Below are 22,872 nucleotides of genomic sequence, written 5' to 3' on the forward strand. Positions count from 1 at the left end.
GTTCGCGCCAGTTGTTCACGCTCTGTTCACGCTTGGCTGTGCCGAGTGTAGACTATTTTTTACGGCCTCTGGCCGGTGAATACATCAAAAACGGGCCAGAGACCCTTGAAAAGATAGTCCACACTCGGCAAAGCCAAGCGTGAACAGGAGAGGCCGAAGAATAATCAGCACGAACGTAGAAGTTCGCGCTATTCAGAGCATTTCCCGCTTCCAGACAATAAAGTCCGTTACGGGGGCTTCGGCTACCATGGGTCGGATAAGTTGCACGACCTGCCCTCGGTGATAGGCCGCATGGTGACTCATATGGGTTAACAGATCAAGGAGCGTATTTTGATACGCCACCCCCTGCGAGTTTTTGTAGGCGATCGTTTTTCCTAAATCGGACTCAGCTAATCCATCCAGATAACTCGTTAGCTGACGATGTTGACGCTCGGCGGTTTCGGCCATCCAGCTAACCGGAATATCTTCCCAAATAGACACAAAGACCGATTCGTTGGTGATACGGCCAAGCCAAACGTGCTGTGCCGACAGGATATGGCCCATTACGGCAAGCGCGCGCGCTGGTGGATTTTGGATCGTTTCGAGCGAGCCGATAACGCGGAGGTTGGCCCAAAGCTCGTAATTCAGTAGCTGAATCAGATGATCGTTCATTGCAATCCTCGTTTTGTTGCCTGATACAATGCTTCAACGATGTTGGTGCGGGTATTCAGATTGCCTAGTTTAGGATTGTTTCGGGTTGGGTAAACCCGGTTGCATAAAAACACATAGGTAAGGTTATAGGCCGGATCGGGTTCAACCCAGACAAATGTGCCGGTAAAACCCGAATGCCCAAAACTGGCTTTCGTTGCCGACTTAGGCCCATTGCCCGAATAAGTGAACGACGGTTTATCGAAGCCCAGCCCGCGCCGGTTGCCTAACTCCGGAAACTGATACCGGGTAAACTCCGCCATCGTTTTCTGAGAAATAAACTGCTTGCCACCGTAGCTACCCTTCTGTCGGTACATCTCATACACTTTCATCAGGTCATTGGCGGAACCAAATAAACCCGCATGCCCCGATAGCCCGTTCAGCATAGCCGCGCCTTCATCATGCACACGCCCCCAGATAAGTGTTTTACGGAACAGTGAATCATATTCGGTAGGAACAATGCGATTTAAAGGATAAAATCGGCGTGGTAAAAATGTTAGTGTACTGGCTCCTAATGGTTTATAGAAAGTCGTTTTAATGTAATCCTCAAAATCCACACCCGTAATTCGCTTCACAATTTGCGGATAAAGAATAAACGAAAGATCAGAGTACACGTACTCTTTCTTGGCATTCAACGGAGAATCCCGGATTTGCTGGAAAATGGTTCTCGGATACTTTCTGAATTCGAACAAGCTATCCGTCACCTCAATCGGGTAACGCCCCGACTGTTCCGCTTTGAAGGTCTTGGGTTTCCAGGTACCGTCCGGATTTTTGGTGTCCATCCAGAAAGGAATCCAGGCTTTCAGCCGGGCCTGGTGGGTGAGCACATCGCGCCAGACCAAATCCGCTTTGTTTGATTTTTTAAAGCCGGGCAGATAATCAGCCATTTTACCGTCGAGGTTAAACTTACCTTCGTCCACTAAGCGCATTAGCGCGGGTGTTGAGGTGCTCACCTTGGTAACTGAGGCCATGTCGTAAAGATCATCCAATTGCACAGGCAGGGGTTCGGCACCTAAGGAGGCATCGTAGGTGTGCTTGCCGTAGGCTTTTCGGAAAATCACTTTGCCATCTTTAGCCATTTGCACGACACAGCCCGGAAATGCCTTCTGCGTCAGACCTACATTCACCAAGGAATCAACCTGCTGGGTCAGAAACCGGCTATCGATTCCCACTTCTTCAGGAATAGTGTATTTGAGTCGGCCAATGGGCTTTATGGGCATACCATCGCCCACCCGGAAGCGCTGATTGACGGTAACGGGTAGTTTACCTGATGCACCAATGGCCCCAAAAATCAACTGCGCCGATAATTCCTCGGTGTAATTGGTCAATTGGTAGGGCATAACAATGGCACGCGCCTTCTCAATGTTACGACTGGGCTGGGCCGTATCCATCGGAAATGTCAGTTTGTCCAGCGCATATACATTGCCAAACACCGTGACGACTGCCTTTCCCGTTGCAACCAACTCGCCAACCAGACCGGCGGTTTTAGTTTGCAGACCGTATTTAACCGCTGGCCGGATGTTGTTCAGATGCACATCAACCAAAATCAGGTTGTAGTTTTTGAGCGAATCGCGTACCTGAGCCAGTGTCGAATCGGGAGTTTTTGAGGTGATGTTGAAATGCTTAATTAGCGTATAGTTGCCCGCCATTTGCTGGAATGCGGTGATTTTGTCGCTCTCAATGGCTACCGATGCAATTCGTAACGTATCTAACCGTTGCAGCGGCAGTAAATTCTGATCATTTTTCAAAACGGTCAGGCTGGCTTCGGTGAGTTTCCGGTTAAGCAATTCGTCCTGTACCGGATTGAGGTCGCTTACCAGATTTTCCAGCGCAATGGGTTTGTACTGATCGAGACCAACCCAGGCTTTAGCTTTCAGTACTTTCAGGCAGCGGGCATCTAGTGAAGCCTGCGTCATGCGCCCATCGGCAATGGCTTGCTTGATCAGAGAAAGTGCAGCCGGTACATCTTCCGTAAATTCCAGAACGTCCATGCCAGCCTCCAGCCCCAGTTCATCGGCTCTGCCCGACGGAAAATACTTGGTTACGCCTTTCATATTCATGGCGTCGGAGAAGATCAGACCCTGAAAACCCAGTTCGTTCTTAAGCAGGTTCGTAACAATGGCGGGCGAAAGGGTAGAGGGGCGATTCCGGGTTGTGTCCAGCGCCGGAATACTTAAATGGGCAATCATAACACCCGCAGCGCCTGCGTTGATCAACTGCTTGAAAGGATAGAGTTCGAGCGAGTCGAGTTGCGCGCGGCTTTTAGTAATCAGGGGTAAGTCGTAGTGCGAATCGGTGCCGGTATCGCCGTGTCCCGGAAAATGCTTTAGGCTGGTTAACAGTTGATTATCCTGCATGCCACGCATATAGGCAAGGGCTTTGCGGGCTACGTCGTACTTGTTTTCACCGAACGATCGGAAATTGATGACCGGATTATTGGGGTTATTGTTGACATCGACGGAAGGGGCGAAGTTCACGTGCATCCCTAATCGGCGTGCCTGTTTCGCTAAATGAGCGCCCATCTGGTAAATGAGCGAATCAGAACCTGCACCCTGCATGGCACCGAGCGTCATTTGATACGGATAACGTACCGTGCTGTCCAGACGCATGGCAATACCCCACTCGGCATCCATGGCAATGAGCAGAGGCACCTTCGAGTTGGCTTGTAACCGATTGGTTAACCGGGCCTGGCGCATAGGTCCACCCTGAAACATGACAACACCACCAAGCTTGTTGTTTTTTACGAGTGTGATGAGGGAGTCTTCGTAGCCGGGTTTCCGGTTCGAGTAGCCAGCCACCATAATCAGTTGTGCAATACGGTCGTCGGGAGCCATATTGGTAAACACCGAATCGACCCAGCAACTTTGGCGTGCATTAAGTTTAAGAAAGGTAGGTACGGTTGTTTGCGCCAGAGCCGGAAGGGACAATAAAACGCTGAATAAACCAAAAACAAATGACCGACAGGATGGCATGAGAACTAAATTGGGGTCGTGAAGTGTCAAAAATACAAAAAAAGGTCCTCGCCACTTCCGTAAAACGTGAAATGGCGAGGACGAAAGTAAAGTATGATGTACGAGTTACGACGTACGAGTTGCGTTTTTTTGCCGACGCAGGCCGACGGAAATCATAACTCGTACATCAATTTAGCGGCTGTAGCGGCTGGGGTGTTCCCGGCCCACTCCGAAGCTATAACCCAGGGCTAACGTAAATGTCGAGTTTTGCAATGAACTGCGTCTAGTCCAATAGTTTGGAAAATCGGTTTGTACATCGCTTAGGCCAAGTGTATAACGGGCGTCAATCAGGAAATGCTGTCGGTTACCCGTTCCCCAGTTAAGTTGAATACCGCCTGTTGCGCCCAAATCCAGATTGTTAAACGCTAGGCTGTTTTCGCCATTGAGAACTGGCCCCGTACCTTGAAGATAGTCGCCTTTAAGACGATTCGCATTCAGCTTAATACCTAGTGAAGGGCCAACAAAAATGTTCGGTCTGAAATTGCCCGACAAGGTCAGGAAATAACGGGCAACAACCGGAATCTCGAGGTAATTAACCCGCTGAATGAATTTCTTCTGGTTGTCGTTGTAGCTCGTACCGCGTTGGGAATACAAAAAATCGGCTGAAATCCCGAAGTGATTCAGCGAACTGTACATGACGAAAGCACCTGCCGAGAGCCCTGGGGTAAATTTCATATTATCGGCATCACCCCAATAATTAGATAAATTCAAGCCCACACGGGGGCCTACACTAAAGCGTTGTTGAGCAAAAAGGCTTGATACACAGCCAGAAACGAAGATAAATGCTAGGATGGTGGAGCGTAATGAATTTGCGCGAAACATGGACGAATCAATAAGTTGATATGCCCGGTTAACGTCAGACCTCCGGCAAATGTTTTATTTTTCTTAAAAGACTTTTATCATTTTTTTGGCACTACTTGCCACATAAGCAGGCTCAGGCCGATCTGAAAAGAATAGTTTTCTGCTCTAGGGGATTTGCATACTTATAATCATGCATAGCTGTTTTTATTGGCGTGACCGGCTTGGGTTTTACAGGCTGTTTAGGCGCAAAAAAGATAAAATAAATAGCCATTGCCAGCATAAATAGAATGGCTGCCGTGGTCGTTGCGATCCACAGGGGCCATAATCGTTTCTGATTAGCAGATTCATGAATACGTTGGTGCAATGCATCCCGCAGATCGGCCATTTGGTCGGTCATGGAGCTGCTGGTCACGCCGGTTGCGGTTTTCTGCATGGCTTCCAGACCGGCCAGTGCATCGGCATAGAATGGATTCTCCAGCAGCAATCGCTCAACTCGGTGCCGTGCTGCCCCATTCAGTCGTCCAGACTGATAAGCCCGTAACTCCTCGAAACTCAGTTGGTCGTTCATAGATCCTCTTTACTCATGCAAATTTTCAACTTTCGTCGACCATTTTGCAAATAACTTTTCACTTGTTTCATGTCATATCCAGTCAGGTCGGCCACTTCCGTATAGCTCTTGCGTTCCAGATAAAACAACGTCAGGCAGGTTTGCTGCTCGGCTGGCAAAGTTTTAAGGCAGGCTTCCATGCGTGTTAGATCTTCCTCTAGTTCCAGCGAATCGGTTTCATCAGTCAGGAACGGCTCATCTACATCGTCGCCAGTGGCATTTGTCACCAGCTCCGTTTTAGGATGCGCCTGATTTTTACGCAGTTGCATCAGGCAATAATTCCGGGCCACACTATGCAGCCAGGGGCCAAATTGTTGTACCTCATGCCGACGCAGGTCAGTTACCAACTGCTCGAACAGATTCATGACGGCATCTTTAGCCTCATCTTCATCGCGCAGGTAATTATAGCAAACGGCATAAATCAGCTCCATGTGTTGTTCATAGAGTTCACCCAAAATTGCCAGATCGCCCGTGGCTCGGTAAGCGGCCACATAATCGGTGGCATCACTGCGAGAGCGGTTATGTATGGGTTTAGGCTTACGGAACAGTTTCAGAAACATAGGCTGGAGGCTGCTTACGTAACAGATGCATGATCGGGCTAAATTCCATACAGGATGATTTGATTTCATATTTTTCGACAGCTGTCGAAAAACAAACTTGTCTTTGCGCAATAGCAGTAACCGAATAGCGCCTTCTGTCGTTATATAGCTATACCAACTCATCGACATTATGAAACGCTTCTTTTTTATCACCAGCCTACTGAGCAGCTTTATTTTTGTAGGTGCATTTGCCCAAAGCGGTCAGTCGCCCGCTGTTCAGCAATCCACGTCAACGACAGATACCCGGCAGGCAAACCCGCCCCGCCCCAAAATGAAGTCTACGAAAGACACTACATCGCCTAAAAACCGGAAACAACGCAGGTTAGCACCGGATTCGCTACGTCGGGGAGGTGCAACGCGGGTAGATACAATTCGGTAAAATCGGTGGTGTGCAAGTGGTGTCAGGTTCTTCAACCTGACGCTGCGAGGTTTCTCAAAACCGAGTTAGTTACGCTCGGTTTTGAGAAACCTCGCAGCGTCGGTTATAAGTAACCGACGTCACTAAAAGACGCAGCCGCCTATTTCCCTTTTTTTCGTTCGGCCTTTCGCTCTGCTCTCTTCTCTTTCCGTGCCGCCTTTCGCTCGGCCCGTTTTTCTTTCCGTTCCGCTTTTCGCTCAGCCCGTTTGGCTTTATAATCGTCTTTGAGGCCTTTAAAAGCGTCTTTTAAGGTGATATTGTTATCGAACTCGCCTTTAAAAGCCTCGACGTATGCATTGCGCAGGATACCGAAAATGGTTGGCCAGAGCGCCGTTTCAATATTATCGACTGTACCATTCAGGGGAATGCGTGTAGCTACCTGATCGTGTTTTTGATTCTTTAGGATTTCGGTGCCGCCCTGGGCAATGAGCTCGGTAAAAAATCGACCTACAGATCGTCCCTTGTGCTCATTTAACTTAAAAATTTGCATGTCCTTTGTGAGCGGCTTGATGTAGCCATTGAGCTTCTTGTTGAGCATGGCCATCTCACTGTATACACTCACAGTGCCCCGTTCAAAGTCAAGGTTCGCGTATTCGCGGGCAAGGGTATTAAGTTTCACTAGTTGAAGATTACTGAACCGGAGATTGTAATCAAAATCCGGGACGACCTTCAGTAAATTCATATTGGCCGAAAAGTTCATGGTTCCCCCGTAACCCAGAACATCGCCCGAGGCTACAACCGGCGAGGGTAACTGTTTATTCTTGTCTTCAACGTTGCGGATATTTCGAATTTCTCCCTGAAATCGCTGCATCGACAAATCGGCACGAGGTTGGGTAACCAAACTGGTCAGGTCTACTTTGCCATTGACAACGGCAAAGCGGTTGATGCTAATGGGCAACAGTTTTTTCAGATAAGCCGTCCAGTCGACCTCGGCTCCGGTTTGATTGCTGGCTTCATTTTCGCTAAACGCGAAATTGATTTCTGGTTCATAGCACTCCACTTCGCTGACTAATTTGCCTTTTAGCAACGACTTCCACTCAACCGACAAATCCGTTTTGGGAATAAATAGAAATGGCTCTTTAATCTTGCCGTTTATTTTGCGGATACGAAGATTATCAAGTTGGTAAGCACCCCGAATGAGTTGAATATCAATATCTTCGACGTGGCCTGTATAGCCGCCCATGTCGGCCAGAGTTTTATTGACGTACCGAAGTACAAAATAGGGCAATAACAAGCGGGCAATAACCAGCAGAACGATTACTGCGATCAGAATTTTGGTCGTTCGTTTCAAAACGTTGCGTGATTGGTGTAACTTTTTGATAACACACAGATTGATAAATAGTTAAGGAGGTTTTCGGAATTAGTGAGCTAGGGCGCTAAGGAAATGAGTAAAAATTTTAACCACAGAGGCACAGAGAACACAGAGCTGGAATAAGGTAATACTCGCTTTATTCCAGCTCTGTGTTCTCTGTGCCTCTGTGGTTAAAAAATCTTTGTTTGCTGCCGAATTAACTATCTGCTCGGTGAAAATTTCCGGCCATCAAGGGTTGTGTACTTGAAGTCGGCGGAGCCGTCAAAACGAACATCGTCGAAATTGGTGCCTCGTGGGAGATGGGTGTATTTGAAATCGGCATTGCCTGAGAAGCGAGCCTTCTGAAAGTTCGTTACTTCATCAAATTTGGTGTATTTGAAATCGGCAGAACGCTCAAATGTTGTTTTCTCGAACGAAGACGACTCATCAAACTTGGTGTATTTAAAATCGGCGTAATCCCGGAAGGTTGAGCCGCTGAAATCGGCAGCATTACGGAATTTAGTGTATTTGAATAGAGCTTCCTCGCCGAATTTATTGTTGGTAAAAATGGCCCGCTGGCTAAAGTTCGAATACTTAAAGGTGGCATCGTCGTCAAACGTACAGCCGTCAATGGTTACGGCCTCAGTAAAATCGGCATTATAAACGGTGTTGTTCGTGTTGAAAATCCGTTTCCCATCCTGCTCGTCGGTGTGGTAAGCCAGAAATTTGCCTTTGAATGTGCAGTTTTTAAAGGTTAGGGGTACTTCTACAACACTTAAGAATTCATGTGAATCTCCTTTCCAACTGCCTTCCCGTACTTCTTTACGGTTTGCCAGATTCGTAAGGTCGAGGTCGCCAGTGATGGTTACGTTTTGATAGGAAACTGCTTCCTTGCGATTGATTTTGGCCATAATATCTTTCGCGTCAACAGTTGACTGAGCTAACGTAGGCGACAAGGCAACGAGAGCCAGGAGGAGGGAAGTAATCAGGATTTTCATGATGCGCTTTCTGAATTTTGATTGACATTTAAGTAAAGATGTAAACCAGGCCTGAAAGGTTGCATGGTAATTCGTGGTGTACGTAAAGAGGTAAACTATGTGTAGTAGGTTTATTCCTATGCCACATACTTCACCTCTTTACATACACCACGAATTGCTAACTTACTCCAGCCACATCACTTTGTCATAAGCCTGTTCATAATCCATTTCTTCAAGCGGGACCAACCCTGCAAAGTGGCCTGTCTCATCTGTCTGGATGGCGTTCCAGCAACCCGACGCATCGCGCAACAGAAGCCGGTAGCCATAGAGCGGATGCAGGGTATTGCCATCTGTACGGTGATCCCAGCCCGTTTGCAGTTCAATAGCGAACGCAATTCGGTCCATTACTTCCTTCATCTGGCCTACCACACTGTCGGCTCTATCTAATTCCTCGATCCAGAGCACCAGTCCGTCGGTTCCCCAATCAAAGTGGAGCGGGGTAGGTGTAAGTGTTATTATGGAAGCGTTCATACGTTGATTAACTAGTTTGAAGTTTGTCGTTCCAGGTTTGTGGTTGAGGGAGAACATCAAACAACAAACTTCGAACGACAAACAAATCAGGCACTCATACTCCAGGCGGAAGCTACCAGTTCTGGCTGCGTCCGCTCTTCCTGCCATTTACGGAGCCAGAAACGGTACTTCTTGCGTCCATAATCCAGAAAACCGGGGATTGACGACGCATCCACCGCAAACAGCCGATGTGGCCGTTGTTTCATGACACCAACAAACACGAACCGGAATTGCCGGGTTGCATCCCATTCGCCCGAATCAGCATGCCGTAGGCTATCCACATAAAAAGCCGCTTGCCGGTCGTAGTCATAGGTATAGCAAGACTCAAGAAATTGCGCTTGTGTCCGGGCTGAGGTTGTTTTTAGGTCAATGATCAGGGCATTCCGGCGTTTGGGACTGGTATAAACCAGGTCTAACCGGGCTTTACAGGGAATACCCGTTGTTGGTTCCGTTGACAGAACAACATGCTCCCGATCCGACTGGCGCAGATACCGGCGGCAAAAACCGTCCTGTCGAATGGTTTGCATCAGCGTTTGCAACTGCTTGGTTTGGGCAGGAGCCAGCGCATTCATATCGGTCATATCTGGCAGCAACTGCGATAGCACGGTACCAACGGTTTCTGGTTCGAGTAAGTGCTGGTGAAAGGCCCTGCCAAATACTTTTGTCTTTTCTGGTATAAATCGAGTCGACGGGGTTGACCAATAGCCCAGATGTTCTTCTTTCAGGCGTGTTAAATCTGAATTCGACACCCTCGGTAGCGCCCGGTAAAAATCGCCGGAGGTAATCAGGTGAGGAGTCGTTTGTATTGAAATAGGGGATGTCAGCATGGAATAAGTGTCTGGGTGCAATTCGTGCAGTATCTGGAATGAGTGGAGTAGTTGAAGTGAGTGGAGTGAGTCAGTTAACTGACTCACTCCACTCACTTCAACTACTCCACGTACTAACCGGCTGATAATAACTCAGGCTCGTCGGCAAGATTGACGAATGGGTTATAGTAGTTCATCGCCGTTTTGATATTGGCGATATCGGTAAGTGTTTCCTGTCGAAAGATTTTGACTTCCTGCGCAAACTGTTTCAGTTCAGCGGTTTTCTGTGCATCGCCAATTTTGTAGGAGAACGTAGCGATGTAGTACACACCTTTGGGCTGCACCTTCGTGTATTCTTTCTTCTCGGCAACGGCTGTAATGACCACATCGGCCAGTGTAAGGTCGTCGTAGTAGAGCGGTTCGATGAGTCGGAAAATATTATCGACCGAATAGCCATGGAACAGCAGTGCTGACACGCAGTTCTTGTCGTCGATGAAGAAAATTTCTGCCCAGTTTTTTGTCCCCATGTTCAGGATATTGTCCGTAAAAATCCGCCAGGCCAGGGGTTGGAAGGTTAAGGTACGGCCTAATTTCTCGGTGCCGTTAATGTTGAACACACCTTCTTTGGCATCGAATCGATACTGACGGGGGTGTCCTTCCAGGTATTTGTATCGCCGGGCGACACCAGTACTGACCAACTCGCCAGCTAATTGATTCACTTTTTGATCCACATTCAATGGCTCTCCGCTTTGAATTGTCTCGATTTGGCTTTTGTTTTGTGTGTTCATTAGTATTTGTTGTTTACTGTTCAAGCAGGGGACCCATTTTGCGGTCCCTTTTGCCTTTTTACGGGCTGTGTTTACAGGTTTAAATATACATACTTTTGTGTAATCCACAAAGCCATTTCCTAGGATATTTGCCAATATATTTACTCAGTTTTGTGTAATTTTAGCGCGGAGCAGAGCGCACGGGGCGAAGTAGTCTCCCTGCGCCCTGCTCCGCGCTCCGATCACCCCCGCCTATGACAATTCACCTGCGCCTTCAGGAATTAATTGACTCGCTCAATATTAGTGTGCTGGAATTTGCCCGCCAGCTTGGTGAACACCGGGGCGAAAAAGTATACCATATCTTGCACGGTCGGCTGAAGCCCCGCTACGATACACTCGAAAAAATATTAGTGGCCTATCCGCAGGTCAATGGCGACTGGCTATTACGGGGAGAAGGGCTAATGTTTAAGACACTCAATTCGCCATCGGCAGCCATCACAACCGAGGAGCGATTGCGTAATGTAGAGTTCCTTTTGTTTCAACTCAACGAGCGGGTTGCCCTTCTTCAACAAACCAATGATCAACTGCTGGAAGAGATAAAAGGGAGGAGGGAGGAAGGGGAGGAGAGGGAGAAAGGGGAGTGACCGTTTAATTCTTCCCTCTCTTTCCTTTCCTCCTTCCTCCCCCTCTCATTCAAAAACAACCCACAGCCATTTCCGGTTATAGTAAAAAAACACTTAACGCTATGGCAACTACATCACCATTCGATCCGGAAAAAATAGATCCTGAGTATTATTCAAAAGACCCTAACCAACACGGTACCTCCGATTTTGGTCATGAATCAGAAGGGGTTGGCACCAACGCTTATAAAGACTCTACATCCGGTATGGATATGGATAGCGAAAATATGCACCTGACGCACGATAGCCGTGAAGCCAATTTAGACGGTAGCCGACCTATTGATGCTCAGCCTGCCAGTTTGGGTGGCAATCAGGAATGGGACGTTGACGCGGATGCTATTTCTGAAGTTCCTAAAGGGCGGATGATGAGCGACGAGGCTGCTAAGACCTTAAGCGAAGTGGCTGAAAACCCCTCTGATGATGCCCTTCTGCACCGCGCCGATGCAACCTACTTAGAAGAGGGGGATGATCCAAATAAAGGCTACGACCCCCATCATGTAGGGTATAGCGGAAAAGATAAAACGGATGTGGAGAAAAACGAGGTAGACTAAAGAGGGATACTACGTTAATCTAACCTATGGATGGAAGAGCGATTGGGAAATCCCTGATCGCTTTTTTATTGATTGTATGGCTAAGTTGGACTACTTTATGCTGAATATTCTTTCGTAAACTTGCCGTTTAATTGTTAGCTAAGCCTGCGGATACAGAATCCGCCTTTTATTTTGCTCATCGAAACCCGTGCCTACGCCCGAGCTGGGATGCTCGGCAATCCGTCTGACGGATTTTTTGGTAAGACAATCGCCATTACCGTTCGTAATTTTGGCGCGTCCGTAACGCTTTATCCATCCCCCGAACTGCACATTGAACCGCAGCCTCAGGATACCAATGTATTCAGAAGCCTGTATCACCTTCGTGATTCTGTAAGTACGCTTGGTTATCATGGGGGTGTACCCTTGTTGAAGGCAGCCATCAAGAAGTTCGCAGAATATTGCGAAACCGAACAAATTCGACTTCGGAACCAGAATTTCTCGATTCGCTACAACACATCCATTCCACGTCAGGTTGGTTTGTCAGGTTCCAGTGCCATTATTGTGGCTACGTTCAGGGCTCTTATGCAATTCTACGGCGTTGAGATTCCGCAACCTATACTCCCGAATCTGGTGCTGGCTACCGAAGCCGAAGAGTTAGGCATTACGGCTGGCTTACAGGATCGTGTTATTCAATGCTATGAGGGCTGTGTGTATATGGATTTCGATCGGACTACCATGGAACGCCAGGGGTATGGCCAATATGAACCGATAGACCCACGTTTGCTGCCCAAACTCTACATTGCGTATAATACCGATCTGGGAAAACAGTCGGGGCAGGTGCATAATGATGTTCGGGCACGATGGCTCAAAGGTGATGTTACTGTGATTGAAACGATGAACTCGATTGCTGATGTAGCCCGACAGGGACGCGAAGCGCTGCTCAAGCAGGACATCAGTGGCGTAAATGAGCTTGTCAATCGTAACTTCGACCTTCGTTCCCAGATTTATAACATCAGCGATCGTAACCGAAAAATGATTGAAACGGCTCGCTCCTGTGGGGCATCGGCTTCGTTTACAGGTTCAGGCGGCTCCATTATTGGCCTCTACCGAGATGATGCCATGCTGAACCGCCTTTTCGTTGAATTGAAAAAAATCAATGCCCGTGTTATTAAGCCTTATGTAGTTTAGCGTGGAGCACGGGGCATGGTGCGCAGAATTTCCCCTGCTCCCTGCACCGCGCCCCCTGCCCTTACAAAATCATGATCAAAAAAGCCGTTATTCCTGCTGCCGGATTTGGAACCCGGTTTCTGCCTGCCACCAAGGCTCAACCTAAAGAAATGCTGCCCATTATTGACCGCCCCACCATTCAGTATGTGGTGCAGGAGGCCGTTGATTCGGGTATCGAAGATATTCTGATTATTACGGGAAAAGGCAAACGGGCGATCGAGGATCACTTCGACCGAAATCACGAACTTGAGACCCGGCTTGAAGAAAAAGAAGATCAGTTATTGCTGGATGAGATGCGCCGACTCTCCGATATGGCCAACCTGCACTACGTTCGCCAACGCGAACTCAATGGTCTGGGCGATGCCATTCGATATGCTCGTCATCATGTTGGAAATGAACCATTTGCGGTGTTACTTGGCGATACAATCATGGACTCGGTGATTCCCGTAACCCAGCAATTGATTGATACATACGCTCAATATGGCTGCTCGGTAATTGCTGTTGAAGAAGTTCCCCACGACAAGGTAAACCGCTATGGTATTGTTGGCGGCAAGTCATTAAGTGATCGGATTTGGGAACTGAATACATTGGTTGAGAAACCTAATATTCAGGATGCTCCGTCGAACTTAGCCATTGCGGGTCGGTACATTTTAACGCCCGAAATCTTTTCCATGCTGGAACAAACACCAGCTGGCAAAAACAATGAAATCCAGTTAACTGATGCCATGTTGTTGCTGCTTAAACGCGAAAACCTCTACGCACATCGCATTGAAGGAAAGCGGCATGATATTGGAAATAAACTCGATTTCCTGAAAACAACGGTTGAATTTGCCCTGAAACGACCTGAATTTGCCGATAAGTTTCGGTCTTTTCTGGAAGAGATTCTCCGAAAAGAATAAAGGATCAACATAGAAAAGGGCCCCATCGTGATAGGGCCCTTTTCTATGTTGATCCTAATTGCTACTAACTCGAAGACTTAAAATGGCTTCATCGTCCTCGCCATTTATATAGCCGTTGTTCGGTGTAGAATCAGAGTCGTTGGGGGTTGCACTCGCTATTTGTGCCTTGAGGGTTCCCGTAGTTGTAGGTTGGATCGATAAAATGAGTGTTCCCGAACTATTGGCCGGAATAGCGCTAATGGTACCTGATACGGTTTGACCATTGATGGTTAAAGCAGCTGTATTCGTCACTTGCCAGCCATCTGGTAATAGCATTTGTACGGTTATGTTGCTGGCTGCAGCACCCCCTCGATTACTGACCGTAAGGCTAATACTCAGTAACTGAGTGGGATTAATCACCAGATTATCGCTACTTATTGCTAAACTCAAATCTGCTTTGGCAGGATCAGGCAGTGGCTGGTTACTCTGTACGGGTGGTAATGGAGTCTGATTGGGATTGGGCGAAACGCTGATTTGATCATTGGTATCGCGTGTTCGAAGATCAACTAGGGCTTCGTCATCCTGCCCGTCACCGGTGCCCGAGTTGGGCTGACTGTCGGGGTCAGTTCGGCTACTGAATTTTATTTGAGCTGCGTTTATAAAGCTACCGTTGTTCGTTACGGTAAGATTATAAATAAAATGAGCCGTTTGACCCGCGGCTAAACTGTCTGTGGTTATGGTAATGACATCGTTATTCTGCGTTATGGTTGATAACGAACTCCCTACAAAAGCTAACCCGGCAGGCAATCGATCTTCGATCTGAATCGAGTGGGCTGTTTTAGGGCCCGCGTTGGAAAGAGCTAAATCCAGGCTAACAGTATCGCCAATAGCCACTACCCGTTGATTACTGGACAGTGCAAGTGATAAATCGGCCAGTGCTGGTAAGACTGTAACAAGGGCTGTTCCAGAGCTTGTACCTGTGCCACAGCCATTTTTTACAGATTGAATAAGGTAAGGTGTCGTTTGGGTTGGCGTTACGGTTACAATGGCAGTACTGCTTGTTGCTGTTCCGCTTTGGCCCGTTGACAGTGTATAGGTCCATGGAGATGCATTGGTAAATGTTAGGGTTAGCGGAGCCGATTGTCCCTCTTCAATAGGAGCTGACTGAGTGGTACTTAGTGTAGCAGTCGGAGTCCCGCTAAATCCACAGATTGAATTGTCCATCCAGTCTAGGCGATTCGTCAGCCAGGTTTTCAGGTAGTCGATTTCATTTTGTAGTGTAGCTCCGTTATAGGAAGGGGAATCGTTCCAGGTCGATACACCAATAATGGGCCATTTCTGAAAGTTACGACTAAATGCTCCCTGGTTCAATAACGCATACTGTGCATCAATGAAGGCCATCAGCGTAGGCGTACTCCAGACAGTTTGGCGCAATTTTTGATATCTCGAGACAAAGTTTGTACCAAAGGCAGGGCAGGCCAACAACTTTCCCCACCAGAAAGGTACTGGAAAGGAAGGATCCCCCGGAGCTGTATAGCGCCAGCCCTGATAGCTCTGTGCATTGCCATCAAAGGCACTCGTCAGAAACCCAAACGCCAGATTAAAGTCCCAGACAGGGCCAACGGATAATTTCCCTCCTTTGCTATTCCGTTCTTTCGCCAAATACGTGCTAAAGCGGTACGCATCGGCATTGCTCGATAGTTCCTCAACCAGCATATAATCAACGAATGTGCTATCGGCTATATAGCTGTTGTAGCCCGAGCAGTATGAACTGCTGGACATCATTGTTTCGAAGGAGTTAATGTATGTTTTAATGTAGGTAAATTGTTGTGAAACAATATTGGCGTCGTTTGGGTAATCGGTCATCCAGTAATGTTTTTGAGTTCCACCTGGGCTGGAATAAGCTGATTGCCATTGATGGGTTGGATCAAAATTGCCACAGGCTTTATCGATCTTAACAACATAACCGCCGGTAATGGAGTTGCTACCTAAGTCAGTCGGGTCCAGCTTGTTAATATTTATTCGTCCGGGATCACGTTTGACTTTCTCTTCGAAGATGAAGATGCCCTGATAACTGCCATTGATGATGACTTCTACATATTTTGTGCGCGATGCATAACGTCCCGATACGTTGGCCATATGATAGGCTACTACATCCCGCATGAAGGTCTTGTCAATGTAAGAAGGGTTGAGTACCCAGTCACTTTCTTCGGGAAAGCCAAATAGAGGCACATCAATGGAGGTTGTAACGGCGGTTGTTGATCGTAGTTCAATACCTAATGGTTTCTTGGGATAATTTTGGCTGCTACAGCCGCGGTATTCAACCTTTATTTTCCCATTGTATTCGTTCGCAGGATCGGCAACGTTATTAATACCACTGGCATTATTGATGATGGTCATACTGCACACGATACCCGGCTCATCGGTAATTGTTCCCCCCTCTGTGTTGATAATGACAATAGGCAAATTCGTCGTTGTCAGCGTTTGCGCGTGTGTAGTTCGGACGATCCCCAAGTAACTAATTAATGTGATGATACATAGCCAGCTCGATAGAATGTTGCAGTTCATGATGAAATAAAATTATGTTTGTGGATAGAAATAATAGATCCGCCATCGTAAATAGGGTACTTTTTTAATTACTTTACTTAAGCAAAAATCATGCTAATTCAGTATAATTGTAAGTATCTAATTAAGTTCTAAGATTTATTAATAGACTAAAAATGTCATTATTTAATATAATTTTATAATAATTAGTATATAGATTGTATCTCTGTTAAGACATAGTTCCTACGGGATTGGCACTCTAATTTGTTGAAGTTTGCCAGGGTAGATAGAAAAGCATCGGGTAGACCAAGTTTCAATGTGATTTACACAACTGGGAGAAAACACCGCTTTTAGTAGGGTGGCTTGGAAGGTAATGATATTGGTGCTATTTGCGGGAATGGTACCCAGATCGGTACTCAACACACCATCAACAAGGCTGACACCTGGTGTATTTTGGTGGATATTGAACCATAATCGGTGTCTGTCCTGCGCAGATTTGACTAGAGTTCATGGACATGAGCTAGCTAAGATGCTCCGAAAACACTAGTATTGAGACCGAATTCGCCTAGCTATTATGAATTATACGTTTGGCTCTTGGTTAACGGGTTCTCTACTTGCGCTTTCGCTGCTTTCGCAGCTACTAAACGAGCCTGCGCGTCAACACGATGCTTATGGGCTGGAATCGAAAGGGAATAAAAAACAGGCTGATAGTCGCCCGAATATTGTGCTGATCGTTTCCGATGATCACGGCCGAGAAGCTCTTGGCTGTTACGAAGAAAAGGGGGCTCCCAAACCAACCATCCGGACACCGAACATTGACCAATTAGCAGCCGATGGAGTCCGATTTTCAAATGCTTTCTGTACTACGGCTAGTTGTAGCCCCAGCCGGTCGGTGTTGCTGACGGGCCTCCATAATCATGCCAATGGTATGTATGGACTGGAGCATCAGGTGCATCATTTCAGTTCGTTCGATACGATGCGGTCGCTGCCCGTGTTGTTGGAGCAGGCGGGGTACCGAACCGCACGCATTGGAAAATTACACGTAGCGCCTGAGCAAGTTTATCATTTCCAGCAAGTGCTTGGGGCCGGTGGCGTCAATGACCCCGCGTCAATTGGGCGAAGTCCGGTAGAGATGGCCCGCAAATGCTATTCGTTTCTGGCCGAAAAATCAGGTCGTCCGAACGCGGCCCGCCCGTTCTTTCTGTATTTCGCGACCGATGATCCGCACCGCAGCAATACCGTAGCGTCTGATGGAACACCTATTTTCGATGGCTCGAAACCGAATCTGTTTGGAAATAAACCCGGTGGGTATCCGCAGGTAGGCGACCATTTCTACCAGCCTCGCGACGTTCGAGTGCCGTCGTATATGTCGGATACCAAAGCCAGCCGGGCCGAACTGGCACAGTATTACGAGGCCGTCAGCCGGCTGGATCAGGGCGTTGGCCGGTTGGTCGAGTACCTGAAAGATACGGGCCAGTACGACAATACGCTGATTGTTTACCTGTCAGACAATGGCGCTCCATTCCCCGGTTCGAAAACAAATCTGTATGAGCCGGGCATGCACCTGCCCTTGATCGTGAAACTACCGAAACCGAAAAAGCCCGGCTTTGTGCAGAATGCCATGATTTCGTGGGTCGATATAACGCCAACGCTCCTGGACTTTGCCGGAGTTGAAACGGGCAAAGCACCGAAACAGGGCCGTTCGTTTAAGACTATTATTGAGCAGGAAGGCGTGGCCGGTTGGGATGAAGTGTATGCCTCGCACTCCTTACATGAGATTACCATGTATTACCCGATGCGGGTCGTGCGCGAACGACGCTATAAGTTGATTTTTAACATTGCCCACGCATTGCCGTACCCGATGGCGCTTGACCTGTACAACTCGTTTACCTGGCAGGACATCCTTAAAACAAAGCAAAAGCTATATGGCAAACGGACCGTAGATGCTTACCTGCACCGCCCGCGCTTTGAACTATACGACCTCGAAACCGACCCTGACGAGATCCACAATCTGGCCAGTAACCCGCGGTATCGGGACGTGTTGACCCGAATGCAGGTCAAGTTGAAGCGATTCCAGCAACAAACCCACGACCCGTGGGTGAGTAAGTGGGAGTTTGAGTAATCTCATATCAAATAGATTTAACCACAGAGGCACAGAGATCACAGAGCATAAAACTCCGTGATCTCTGTGCCTCTGTGGTTAATAAAACCCTTTACTTCGCTACCGTCGCGATTTTTAATTCGTTCAATTGCGCCTGGCTGATGACCGAAGGCGAATCGATCATGACATCGCGGCCGGAGTTGTTTTTCGGGAAGGCGATGAAATCGCGGATGGAATCGGCACCACCGAAGAGCGAACACAGCCGGTCGAAGCCGAACGCGATACCACCGTGTGGGGGCGCGCCAAACTCGAAGGCATCCATCAGGAAGCCGAACTGCGCTTTGGCTTCTTCGTCCGAGAAGCCCAGAATGCTGAACATCCGGGCCTGCAAATCGCGGTTAAAAATCCGGATCGAACCACCACCAACTTCGGTACCGTTGATAACCAAGTCGTAGGCATTCGCCCGCACCGATCCTAAGTCAGTATCGAGCAATGGAATGTCTTCTGGTTTGGGTGAGGTGAACGGGTGGTGCATGGCAAACCAGCGTTGTTCTTCTTCGCCATACTCGAGTAAGGGGAAGTCGAGAACCCACAACGTACTGAACACGTTCGGGTCACGCAGGCCCAGACGGGTACCCATTTCCAGGCGTAGCTCACTGAGTTGCTTCCGTGCTTTGGCGCATTCGCCTGAAATGATCAGCATCAAATCGCCGGGTTTGGCACCGAAATGAGCGGCCCAGGCTTTCAAATCAGCTTCCGAATAAAACTTGTCGACCGAGGACTTCAGCGTTCCATCTTCGTTATAGCGAACATAGATCAGGCCTTTGGCACCAACTTGCGGGCGCTTGATCCAATCCGTTAGTTCGTCCAGTTGCTTCCGGGTATAGTGCGCGCAACCGGGTGCGTTAATACCGACAACCAATTCTGCTGAATCGAATACACCAAAGCCTTTTCCCGAGGTCATGTCGACCGTATCGAAGGTGCCTTTAAGTTCCACGAATTCCATCCCGAAGCGCGTGTCGGGCTTGTCGGAACCGTAGAACTTCATCGCATCGGCGTAGGTCATGCGGGGTACCGTGGCCATATCGATGCCCTTCACGGCTTTAAACAAATGCCGCACCAGCCCCTCGAACATGTTCAGAATATCTTCCTGCTCCACAAACGACATTTCGCAGTCGATTTGGGTAAACTCAGGCTGACGGTCGGCACGAAGATCTTCGTCGCGGAAGCATTTCACAATCTGATAATACCGGTCAAAGCCCGATACCATCAAGAGTTGCTTAAACGTCTGGGGTGATTGGGGCAGGGCGTAAAATTCGCCCGGATTCATGCGGCTGGGTACCACAAAGTCACGTGCACCTTCGGGTGTGGATTTGATCAGGACCGGTGTTTCGACCTCAATAAAGTCCTGCCCATCCATGTACACCCGCGTTTGCTGGGCCATGCGGTGGCGCAGTTCCAGACTCTTCCGAACAGGATTCCGGCGAAGGTCAAGGTAACGGTATTTCATGCGAAGATCGTCGCCCCCGTCGGTAGCATCTTCAATCAGGAAGGGGGGCAACTTGGCCGGGTTCAATACCTCCAGCGACGTTACTTTCAGCTCAACCTCGCCGGTTGGGATATTCGGATTTTTGGATTTCCGTTCAATAACTGTCCCGGTCGCTTGCAGGACAAATTCGCGGCCCAGGGAGCGGGCAATAGTGAACAGTTCAGGCGCAGTCTGACCATCTTCGAGCAGAAGCTGCGTAATACCATAGCGGTCGCGGAGGTCGATCCACAGAACACCGCCTTTATCGCGGATGGTCTGCACCCAGCCAGCCAGTGTAGCTGTTTGATTATCGTTAGAAAGGCGGAGTTCCCCGCAAGTGTGCGTTCGGAGCATGTTTAATGAGCGAATTAGTGAATGAGCGAATGAGTGAATAGCTGGCGCAAGTGTTATTCGCTCATTCACTAATCCGCTCATTGCGAACTTGCCGCAAAGGTACGGACTCCGACCGCAAAGGGCAAGGTAATCTCTCTAACATACGATTGCCACTTACTTTTTAAGAATCATCTAAAACCCCTAAATCCCCTGAAGGGGACTTAGCTCATTTGCGGATAAAGTCCCCTTCAGGGGATTTAGGGGTTTTTAGGCCAAGAGGTGACTAAAATTACTCATTACGTCTTTAAAACTAACACGCTAAAGTATAAGTCCAGATGGCAAGTGATATGTTTTATGGAGCCTCTCCCCAACTGTTTGAGAATGCAAAAAAACTTCGGGAAGCAATGACACCTGCGGAGCTTGCACTCTGGGAAAGTCTACGAGCTAACAGGGTTAGAGGTTTTCGTTTCAAAGCGCAACATCCAATCGGGTATTTTATCGCTGACTTCTAACGGTTCGCCGTCGCGGTGCCACGCTGCCCGGTTGGTAATAGAACTTGATGGAAGCATACACGACTCGATTGAGCAACAGGAATATGATATGAACCGAACGTATATACTTGACGAATTCGGTCTTACAGTAGTTCACTTCAGAAATGAAGAAGCTATGCAAAGCCGGGATACAGTGTTAAGAAAAATTACAGAGCTTTTATCCGTGTAATTTACCACTGAATGGCAGAGTTATTAAGTTCTGATCTGTTTACCCCCCAGCCCCCTAAAGGGGGAGTGTTCCGAAGTGGATTTTCTCCCCCTTTAGGGGGCTGGGGGGTAAAGGCAAGCTTAAGAAAGGAGCTGATTAAAGGAAGGGGATTCACAAATTAACAGCCTGCCATTTTGGGATAAATTGATTATTTCCGGTAATCCAATGCTGGTTTCCGATCGCCGAGCAGCGCTTCGTATTTGAAGTCGGGGCCAATTTTCTTTACCCATTCTTCTCGCGCTTTCTCGATGAGCGTTGGCGTTTTGTATAGATCCAGGGCAGTCATGGCCAGCGTTTTGGCGGCTACGATCATGCCTTTCTGCCCAATGGTCATACCACTGGCGGCTGTCGACTGCCAGCTATGGGCCGATGAGCCCGGTACCCAGGTTGCGGTCGACAGGCCAACGGTGGGTACAGCCCAGCTTACATCGCCCACGTCGGTAGAGCCACCGCTGGTTGCGCTTTCGGAGGCATCGCGGAAATCTTTCACTTTGGCCGCATTTTCGATGGGCACTTTCTGCTCACCGAAGGTCTCGCTGATTTTTTTAGCGAAGGCTGTTTCTTCGGGCGTATAGTTCACCCCGCCAACCGTTTGCAGATTCTGGTGCATCACCTCGGCCAGGGTTACGTTGGGCAAGATATCATACACACCCCCCAGAACTTCCCAGGTTACCTGCGTTCCGGTTCCTTTAGCAGCACCTTCGGCTGCATTTTCAATCCGTTTCCAGACGCTTTGTACCACCGCCCGATCTTTGTTCCGAACGTAGTAATACACTTCGGCATTGGCGGGAACTACGTTTGGTGCTTCGCCCCCTTTGGTGATGACGTAGTGAATACGGGTATCGGATGGGATGTGCTCACGCATCATGTTGACCATATAGTCCATCGCTTCAACGCCGTCCAGCGCCGACCGACCCCGTTCGGGCGAGGCAGCCGCGTGAGCAGCAATTCCCTTAAAGCGGAATTTTGCGTTTTTGTTGGCCAGCGATGTACCCGCATCGGCGGCATTCTGAGCGCCGGGGTGCCAGTGCAAAACAACGTCCACATCCTTAAATAACCCTTCACGAACCATATATACCTTGGCCGAACCGCCTTCTTCGGCGGGGCAACCGTAAATTTTGATCGTTCCGGCGTGCCCTGATTTTTTGAGCCAGTCTTTCACCTGTACCGCAGCTGCCATCGACGCCGTACCGAAGAGGTTGTGTCCGCAACCGTGGCCGCCTTTCTGACCCGCGATTGGGGTAAATTCGGGCTTGGCTTCGGTAGCCAGACCAGGTAGGGCATCATACTCACCCAGAATTCCGATAACGGGTTTGCCTGACCCATACGTAGCAACAAAGGCGGTGGGAATACCGGCCACGCCCGTTTGCACGTCGAAGCCCTCTTTCTTTAGTTGCTCTTCCAGCAGGGCTGAACTCTTCTCTTCCTGATAACCCAGTTCGGCAAAATTCCAGATTTGCTTCGAAATGCCAGCGTATTCCTGAAAGCGGCTATCCAGATTGGCAATGATGGTTTTCTTGTCAGAATCCACTGTAGGCACTACGGCTTTCTTGGCTTTCGGCTGGGCAACCGCGAGCATGGGGGCAAGTAAGATAATTGCGAGGAATTGTTTTTTCATGAGATTGTATTCTGGTAATTGGAGTATAAGCCGATAAAAATACGGCAAAAAGAGGAACCCGGCAATTCTGTCGCAGCAATGTTATATTTACTCAATTAATAATACTCTGAACGATGTTACCTACGTTTGACCAATCTTAA

The 22,872-nt window shown here is 48.4% G+C and carries 21 protein-coding genes; 8 read left to right on the top strand and 13 right to left on the bottom strand.

The window, feature by feature from the left end:
* Positions 1-192: 192 nt before the first annotated feature.
* From EXU85_RS05880 to EXU85_RS05900, 5 genes are all read right to left on the bottom strand, one after another.
* Positions 193-651: a DinB family protein gene (locus EXU85_RS05880; protein WP_142771180.1), complete on the bottom strand. Its 459-nt coding sequence runs from the start codon at positions 649-651 to the stop codon at positions 193-195.
* Positions 648-3,659: a glycoside hydrolase family 3 N-terminal domain-containing protein gene (locus tag EXU85_RS05885; protein WP_142771181.1), complete on the bottom strand. Its 3,012-nt coding sequence runs from the start codon at positions 3,657-3,659 to the stop codon at positions 648-650. Before EXU85_RS05885 ends, EXU85_RS05880 begins: the two co-directional genes overlap by 4 nt.
* Before the next feature lie 171 nt (positions 3,660-3,830).
* A complete protein-coding gene (locus EXU85_RS05890) occupies positions 3,831-4,520 on the bottom strand; it encodes a porin family protein (protein WP_142771182.1) in 690 nt (229 codons plus the stop codon).
* Positions 4,521-4,632: 112 nt separating this feature from the next.
* Complete coding sequence (locus EXU85_RS05895; RefSeq protein ID WP_246859441.1) at positions 4,633-5,067, bottom strand: hypothetical protein; 435 nt, start codon at positions 5,065-5,067, stop codon at positions 4,633-4,635.
* Positions 5,064-5,666, bottom strand: coding sequence for an RNA polymerase sigma factor (locus EXU85_RS05900; RefSeq protein ID WP_142771183.1), 603 nt, complete (start codon positions 5,664-5,666; stop codon positions 5,064-5,066). Before EXU85_RS05900 ends, EXU85_RS05895 begins: the two co-directional genes overlap by 4 nt.
* A gap of 169 nt (positions 5,667-5,835) precedes the next feature.
* On the opposite strand from EXU85_RS05900, the gene EXU85_RS05905 reads away from it, so the two are divergent.
* On the top strand, positions 5,836-6,084 hold the full coding sequence (locus EXU85_RS05905) for a hypothetical protein (RefSeq protein ID WP_142771184.1): 249 nt from the start codon (positions 5,836-5,838) through the stop codon (positions 6,082-6,084).
* A 139-nt stretch (positions 6,085-6,223) separates the two neighbouring features.
* Here the strand turns inward: EXU85_RS05905 and EXU85_RS05910 are convergent, their stop codons facing one another.
* From EXU85_RS05910 to EXU85_RS05930, 5 genes are all read right to left on the bottom strand, one after another.
* Positions 6,224-7,414 (bottom strand): DUF748 domain-containing protein, encoded by a 1,191-nt coding sequence (locus EXU85_RS05910; protein ID WP_142771185.1) that lies wholly within the window; start codon positions 7,412-7,414, stop codon positions 6,224-6,226.
* A 221-nt stretch (positions 7,415-7,635) separates the two neighbouring features.
* Positions 7,636-8,412 (bottom strand): pentapeptide repeat-containing protein, encoded by a 777-nt coding sequence (locus tag EXU85_RS05915; RefSeq protein ID WP_142771186.1) that lies wholly within the window; start codon positions 8,410-8,412, stop codon positions 7,636-7,638.
* A gap of 162 nt (positions 8,413-8,574) precedes the next feature.
* Positions 8,575-8,922: a hypothetical protein gene (locus tag EXU85_RS05920; RefSeq protein WP_142771187.1), complete on the bottom strand. Its 348-nt coding sequence runs from the start codon at positions 8,920-8,922 to the stop codon at positions 8,575-8,577.
* Between the two features lie 86 nt (positions 8,923-9,008).
* Positions 9,009-9,788: a PD-(D/E)XK nuclease-like domain-containing protein gene (locus EXU85_RS05925; RefSeq protein WP_142771188.1), complete on the bottom strand. Its 780-nt coding sequence runs from the start codon at positions 9,786-9,788 to the stop codon at positions 9,009-9,011.
* Positions 9,789-9,901: 113 nt separating this feature from the next.
* The gene (locus tag EXU85_RS05930) at positions 9,902-10,555 is read right to left on the bottom strand and encodes a hypothetical protein (RefSeq protein WP_142771189.1); all 654 of its coding nucleotides are present in this window, start codon (positions 10,553-10,555) and stop codon (positions 9,902-9,904) included.
* Between the two features lie 233 nt (positions 10,556-10,788).
* Between EXU85_RS05930 and EXU85_RS05935 the strand changes: the two genes are divergently transcribed.
* The 4 genes from EXU85_RS05935 to galU all read left to right on the top strand — a co-directional run bounded on the left by EXU85_RS05935 (position 10,789) and on the right by galU (position 13,870).
* Positions 10,789-11,178 (top strand): helix-turn-helix transcriptional regulator, encoded by a 390-nt coding sequence (locus EXU85_RS05935; protein ID WP_142771190.1) that lies wholly within the window; start codon positions 10,789-10,791, stop codon positions 11,176-11,178.
* A gap of 101 nt (positions 11,179-11,279) precedes the next feature.
* Entirely contained in the window at positions 11,280-11,765 is a 486-nt protein-coding gene (locus EXU85_RS05940) for a hypothetical protein (RefSeq protein ID WP_142771191.1), read from the top strand.
* Between the two features lie 171 nt (positions 11,766-11,936).
* Positions 11,937-12,932 carry a mevalonate kinase gene (locus EXU85_RS05945; RefSeq protein WP_142771192.1) on the top strand — a complete coding sequence of 332 codons (996 nt, stop codon included), beginning with the start codon at positions 11,937-11,939 and terminating at the stop codon, positions 12,930-12,932.
* Between the two features lie 71 nt (positions 12,933-13,003).
* Positions 13,004-13,870 carry a UTP--glucose-1-phosphate uridylyltransferase GalU gene (gene galU, locus EXU85_RS05950; RefSeq protein ID WP_142771193.1) on the top strand — a complete coding sequence of 289 codons (867 nt, stop codon included), beginning with the start codon at positions 13,004-13,006 and terminating at the stop codon, positions 13,868-13,870.
* A 54-nt stretch (positions 13,871-13,924) separates the two neighbouring features.
* On the opposite strand, the gene EXU85_RS05955 is transcribed toward galU, so the two are convergent.
* Positions 13,925-16,417 carry a CotH kinase family protein gene (locus tag EXU85_RS05955; RefSeq protein WP_142771194.1) on the bottom strand — a complete coding sequence of 831 codons (2,493 nt, stop codon included), beginning with the start codon at positions 16,415-16,417 and terminating at the stop codon, positions 13,925-13,927.
* Positions 16,418-16,967: 550 nt separating this feature from the next.
* Here EXU85_RS05955 and EXU85_RS05960 point away from each other — a divergent pair.
* A complete protein-coding gene (locus EXU85_RS05960) occupies positions 16,968-18,515 on the top strand; it encodes a sulfatase (RefSeq protein ID WP_142771195.1) in 1,548 nt (515 codons plus the stop codon).
* Between the two features lie 91 nt (positions 18,516-18,606).
* Here the strand turns inward: EXU85_RS05960 and aspS are convergent, their stop codons facing one another.
* Positions 18,607-20,376: an aspartate--tRNA ligase gene (aspS, locus tag EXU85_RS05965; protein WP_142771196.1), complete on the bottom strand. Its 1,770-nt coding sequence runs from the start codon at positions 20,374-20,376 to the stop codon at positions 18,607-18,609.
* 383 nt (positions 20,377-20,759) lie between these two features.
* On the opposite strand from aspS, the gene EXU85_RS36110 reads away from it, so the two are divergent.
* Together EXU85_RS36110 and EXU85_RS36115 are read left to right on the top strand one after the other, a co-directional pair.
* A complete protein-coding gene (locus EXU85_RS36110; protein ID WP_371732040.1) occupies positions 20,760-20,867 on the top strand; it encodes a DUF559 domain-containing protein in 108 nt (35 codons plus the stop codon).
* Positions 20,868-20,898: 31 nt separating this feature from the next.
* Positions 20,899-21,075 carry a DUF559 domain-containing protein gene (locus EXU85_RS36115; RefSeq protein WP_210422445.1) on the top strand — a complete coding sequence of 59 codons (177 nt, stop codon included), beginning with the start codon at positions 20,899-20,901 and terminating at the stop codon, positions 21,073-21,075.
* Positions 21,076-21,262: 187 nt separating this feature from the next.
* Here the strand turns inward: EXU85_RS36115 and EXU85_RS05975 are convergent, their stop codons facing one another.
* On the bottom strand, positions 21,263-22,732 hold the full coding sequence (locus EXU85_RS05975; protein ID WP_142771197.1) for an amidohydrolase: 1,470 nt from the start codon (positions 22,730-22,732) through the stop codon (positions 21,263-21,265).
* Positions 22,733-22,872: the final 140 nt, after the last annotated feature.

Origin of the sequence: Spirosoma sp. KCTC 42546 (assembly GCF_006965485.1) — a bacterium.
Taxonomy (GTDB): Bacteria; Bacteroidota; Bacteroidia; order Cytophagales; family Spirosomataceae; genus Spirosoma.